The 5,536-nt window shown below is 72.8% G+C and carries 3 protein-coding genes; 2 read left to right on the top strand and 1 reads right to left on the bottom strand.

Going from position 1 to position 5,536, the window contains the following annotated elements:
• Positions 1-130: 130 nt before the first annotated feature.
• Both ACTUAL_RS15410 and ACTUAL_RS15405 read left to right on the top strand, forming a co-directional pair.
• Positions 131-1,699, top strand: coding sequence for a deoxyguanosinetriphosphate triphosphohydrolase family protein (locus ACTUAL_RS15410; RefSeq protein WP_096496040.1), 1,569 nt, complete (start codon positions 131-133; stop codon positions 1,697-1,699).
• 146 nt (positions 1,700-1,845) lie between these two features.
• The gene (locus ACTUAL_RS15405) at positions 1,846-4,662 is read left to right on the top strand and encodes a S8 family serine peptidase (protein WP_440900743.1); all 2,817 of its coding nucleotides are present in this window, start codon (positions 1,846-1,848) and stop codon (positions 4,660-4,662) included.
• A 189-nt stretch (positions 4,663-4,851) separates the two neighbouring features.
• Here the strand turns inward: ACTUAL_RS15405 and ACTUAL_RS15400 are convergent.
• The coding region (locus ACTUAL_RS15400) for a hypothetical protein (RefSeq protein ID WP_440900742.1) at positions 4,852-5,536 on the bottom strand (685 nt) is incomplete at its 5' end.

Genomic DNA, 5,536 nt, shown 5'->3' with positions numbered 1-5,536 from the left:
GTGGTCCGTCACACGTTAGGGGCATCGCCCCGCCCGCGGGGCGGGCCTCCGCGAACGCGCCGCACGGGTGTCGCCCCCGTCCCCGCTCCCCGCGAGCTCCCCGCAACCCCGGTGAACTAGGTTGCCCCGTATGCACCAGGACCAGACCGATCCGCGGGCCAGTCGCCGTTCCGGCGGTGAGGGGACCACGGCCGCCGATCTCGCCTCCAGTCCCTTCCGGGTCGACCGGGACCGGGTGGCCTCGTCGCCGTTCTTCTCGCGGCTCGGCGGGGTCACGCAGGTGGTCAGCTCGACCGGGTCGGGGTTGTTGGTGCACAACCGGCTCACGCACAGCCTCAAGGTCGCGCAGGCCGCCCGCGCCATCGCGGAGCGGCTCTGCTCGCGGGCCGAGCTGGGTGGGGTGCTGGAGAAGCTCGGGGGGTGCGACCCGGATGTCGTGGAGGCCGCCTCCCTGGCGCACGACCTCGGGCACCCGCCGTTCGGGCACCTCGGGGAGCAGGTGCTCGACCGGATCGCGCGGCACCGGTTCGGGCTGTCGGACGGGTTCGAGGGGAACGCGCAGTCGTTCCGCATCGTGACCACCACGGACGTGCGCGGGCCCGAGGCGGTGGGGTTGGACCTCACGGTGGCGGTGCGCGCCGCGATGCTCAAGTACCCGTGGACGCGGCTGTCCTACCCGGACCCGCACCCGCGCGACATGGCCTCGCCGCCGCGCGGCGCGGCCGAGCCGTCCGAGGCGCCGGGGACCGGGTCGGGGAAGTTCTCCGCCTACGTGACCGAGATGGACGACGTGCTCGGGGCGCGGCTGCCGTTCGACGGGAAGGTCGAGTCGTGGCAGCAGACCGTCGAGGCCTCGATCATGGACACCGCCGACGACATCGCCTACGCGATCCACGACCTGGAGGACTTCTACCGGGTCGGGGTGCTCCAGCACGCCACCGTCGCGGCCGAGCTGGGCACCTGGCTCAAGCAGGGGCTTGAGCTGGCCTCGCTGAGCGCGGCCGAGCTGGAGGCCCAGGAGCGGCGGCCGGGGCGGTCGCTGGAGGCGCTGCGGCGTCGGCTGCACCTGAAGGACTCGTGGGCGGTGGACGACGAGGTGTTCGCCGCCGCCGTGGCCAAGGTGCGCGCCGAGCTGGTCGACGGGCTGCTCGCGGTGCCGTTCGACGGGTCCACCGAGGCCGAGCAGGCGGTGGCCGGTTTCTCCGCGCGGTGGACGCGCAGGCTCGTGGACGCGGTGGGCGTGCTGGAGGAGCCCACGACGCGGTCCGGGCACGTGGTGCTCGCGCAGGCGCAGTGGCACGAGGTGCAGGTGCTCAAGTTCGTGCACCGGCGGTTCGTCCTGCTGCGGCCGGACCTCGCGCTGCACCAGCGCGGGCAGGCCCGGTTGCTCACCGCGCTCGTGGAGGCGCTGGAGCAGTGGGTGACCGACCGGCACGAGGTCGGCAGGCTGCCGCGCCGGTTGCACGACCTGGTCGAGCTGGCCGAGCAGGAGTACGCCCGGTTGGCCGCGGACGATCCGGCGGCCCTCGTTGGGGCTACCGGTGAAAAACCGTCGGGGCCGGACGCGGTGCGCTCGCTCGCGCGCGGTCGGGCGGTCGTGGATTTCACCGCCTCGCTCACCGACAACCAGGCGTCCGCGCTGCTGGAGGCCCTGTCCGGACGAACCGGGCAACTCTGGACAGACGCCTTCGTTCTGTGAACTGTGATGTACGGGGTAACTGCGGCAAGTAGCCTGAACGGCCGCAGACGGTAATCGGGGCTGGCCAATACGTTGACCCCTCGATCGGTGACATCCGATCGTCGGCCGCGTGCGTCGGGGCACGCATCAACGTGGGGGAGACGCCTGTGCGCTCACCGAAACGCCGGTCCCGAAGAAGCGACACCCTGGTCATCGCGGGCTCCGCGGCGTTAGAGCTGCTGCTGGGTTCGACGGCTCCGGCAGCGGCGGACCCGCCCAAGGCGAGCAGGGGTGTCGAGGACACGACGGCCGCGCAGATCGCGGCCCTGCAGGAGATCAAGAAGTCCGCCTCCCCGGCGGAGTCCAAAGTGGACAGCTCCCTGGTGGTCGAGCAGCGACGACGCGCCGACGCGGGGACGCGGGCCAAGCTCCCCTCGGTGCAGACGGGGGTAGAGGTTCAGAACGGGTCCGCCGTGCTGGTGGACATCCGCGCCCACAAGGTCAGCGACGACCTCGTCAACGCCGTGAAGTCCGCCGGCGGGGCGGTCCGGTCGGTCTCGACCGAGGGCGCCACGATCCGCGCGCAGCTGCCGCTGGCGTCGCTCACCACGATCGCGGGCCGCTCCGACGTGCGGCGCGTGGAGACCGCGGCGGACGCGAAGACCTTCCACCAGCAGGACGCGAAGTCCAAGCGGGACAAGGCTTCCGAGGAGTCGAAGCAGTCGAAGGAGGAGCGGGGCGCCGAGGTCGAGCGGCGCACCCGCGAGGCGCTGGAGCGGGTCGGCGCGGACGCGGTCGTCACCTCCGAGGGCGACCGGGCGCAGGCCACCGACACCGCGCGCCAGGAGCACCGGGTCACCGGCACCGCCGTGAAGCTGTGCGCGCTGTCGGACGGCGTGCGCTCGCTCGCGGTGTCGCAGGCGGCCGGTGAGCTGCCCGCCGTGGACGTGCTGCCGGGCCAGGAGGGCTCCGGCGACGAGGGCACGGCGATGCTGGAGATCCTGCACGACGTGGCGCCCAACGCGGAGCTCGGCTTCGCCACGGCGTTCAACGGCGACGCGAGCTTCGCCGACAACATCAGGGCCCTGCGCTTCCAGGCGGGCTGCGACGTGATCGTCGACGACGTCCTGTACTTCAACGAGTCGCCGTTCCAGGACGGGATCATCGCGCAGGCGGTGGACGCGGTCGCCGCCGACGGCGCGGTGTACTTCTCCTCGGCGGGCAACGAGGGCAGCGTCGCGGCGGGCACCTCCGGCCACTGGGAGGGCCAGTTCGTCGACTCGGGCGTGGGCATCGGGAAGTTCGCGGGCACCGCGCACGACTTCGACCCGGCCCCGAACGCCAAGCAGGTCCTCAACCCGCTGTCGGCCTACTCGACCGGCGTGCCGGTGACGCTGTTCTGGGCGGACCCGCTGAACCGGTCGTTCAACGACTACGACCTGTACCTGGTGAACTCGGCGGGCGCGGTCGTCTCGTTCAGCCAGAACATCCAGGACGGCACGCAGAGCCCGTACGAGCGGATCGACACGCCCGCCTCGGGTTCGGGGCTGCGCCTGGCGGTCGTGAAGTTCCGGGGCGATGACAAGTACCTGGCGCTGAGCGCGCTCGGCGGCCGGTTCAAGGACTCGGCCGACGGCCTCAAGGGCTTCGCCACGCCGGGCGTCTCGCGCGGCCACTCGGCGGCCAGGGGCGCGATCAGCGTCGCGGCGGCCCCGGCGGCGTCCGCGCTGTCGTTCGACCTGGAGCCGGGCGACCCGGCGAACCCGACCGGCCCGTTCCCCGGCTCGTTCACCTCGGCGCAGCAGCCGGAGCGCTTCACCTCCGACGGCCCGCGCCGGGTGTTCTTCGCGGCGGACGGCTCGCCCGCGCCCGAGGTGCGGCAGAAGCCGGACATCACGGCGGCGGACGGCGTGAACACGTCGGTGGCCGGGTTCAAGCCGTTCTTCGGCACGTCGGCGGCGGCGCCGAACGCGGCGGGCATCGCGGGCCTGGTGCTGTCGGGCAACCCGACGATGTCGCCCGCCGAGGTGCGGGCCGCGCTGGTCGGCACCGCGATCGACATCGCGGCGCCCGGCGCGGCCAACCAGACCGGCGCGGGCATCGTGCGCGGCGACCTGGCGCTCGACTACACGGGCGCGAGCCCGCAGCCGCTGGCGAAGGCGGCCACGCCCGCCATCACCAACGACGGCGACGGCAGCCGGTACCTCAAGCCGGGCACGACCGCGACGGTGACGCTGCCGGTGGCCAACACCGGTGACGGCACGGCCGCGTCGACCAGCGTGGTGCTGACCTCGCCGACGCCGGGCGTGAGCATCGCGCCCCGGTCCAAGTACTACGGCAACGTCGACCCCGGCCAGACGCTCACCGGCACGTTCAAGGTGACCGTCCCCGCCTCGCAGACCATCGGGTCCGTGGTGAGGCTGGAGGCGCGCGTGACCTACGCGGGCGCCACCTCGCCGACGGCCTCGGTGTTCCAGCTGCCGGTGGGCGAGCCGTCCAGCGAGGTCAAGACGTTCGGGTTCACCGGCGTCACGGCCATCCCGGACAGCAGCACCGCGGGCGTCTCGGTGCAGATCCCGGTGACGGGCGTGGGCGTGCTGTCGTCGTTGAAGTTCGTGATCGGCGGCGAGACCTGCACGACGGCGGAGAAGGCCACGACCGTCGGCATCGACCACAGCTACGTCGGCGACCTGGTCGGCACGCTGACCTCGCCGTCCGGTGCGAGCGCGACGCTGTTCCAGCGCCACGGCAGCTCGGGCAACAACCTGTGCCAGGTCGTGTTCGACGACTCGGCGGCGGCGGCGTTCTCCTCGGTGACGAGCGCGCAGGCGCCGTTCACCGGGTCGTGGCGGCCGGTGACGCCGCTGGCTCCGCTGCTGAACGGCTCGGCGGACGGCACGTGGACGTTCAAGGTCGTCGACTCGGCGGCGTCGGACACCGGCTCGGTGCGCGACGTGGCGCTGAAGGTGACCGGGTACGTGTGATCGGGCGCGGGTGACCCTGGGCGCCGCGGTCCCGGAGGTGGGTTCCGGGACCGCGGTCGCTCGGGGCCCCGGCGTCCGCTGAGCGGGATTCCGGTGTCCGTTCCGGGCGGTTTCGCCCGCCTGGAAGCCTTGCTGTGACGAAGAAGGCCCCCGTGGGATATCCCACGGGGGCCTTCCCAACGGGTGGGACTACTGGGGCCACTCCCAGCGGATGCCGAACACGCCGGGGCCGAAGCCGAGCGCGACCGCGTGCACACCGCCCGCGTTGTCCAGCGCGAGGTTGCGGCGGCGCGACGGGCTGTCGTCGCCCGCGGGCACGCTGAACTGCTGGCAGCGCGACGGGAGGTAGCCGGGGTCGAACCGCACCTCGATCACGTACTCGCGCACCGGCAGCCGGAACTTGCGGGCGAACGTGTTGTTGCCGGGCGGGTAGTGGCCCTCGGCGAACAGCAGCTCGTACTCCATGATGAGCGTCTCGCCCCTGGCCAGCGGGCGCTCGAACATCATCTCGGCGGCCATGATGTTGACCTCGGGGTCCTGCACGACGCGGCCGAGGTGGCAGTTGCGCAGGTTCACGACCTGCGGCAGCACGTTGGACTCCTCGGTCTCGAACACCAGCGCCCAGCGGTCGGGGCCGTCCTGCTCGGCGCGCAGGATCTGCCGCACCCACACGGACCGCTGCCCGCCGTCGGCGGCGATCTCCACGCGGTCGTGCTGGCTGATCCGGCCCAGCTTCACGTCGGAGCTGGTGTCGACCTTGCTGAGCAGGTTCGCGACCCGCTCGCGGCGCGACCACAGCGCGTCGATCGGCATCATGGTGGTCGGGCGGGAGCGGCGCCCGCGCGGCCTCGGCGGTCCGAGCAGCGCGGACAGG

The sequence above is a fragment of the Actinosynnema sp. genome (genome assembly GCF_052038725.1).
Note: the sequence above shows the minus strand (reverse complement) of the source record. Positions and strands in the feature narration are given on the sequence as shown.

What these genes read in the sequence shown, in the direction of transcription:
- ACTUAL_RS15410 (WP_096496040.1), top strand. Translation starts at nt 131, where the DNA reads ATGCACCAGGACCAGACCGATCCGCGGGCCAGTCGCCGTTCCGGCGGT.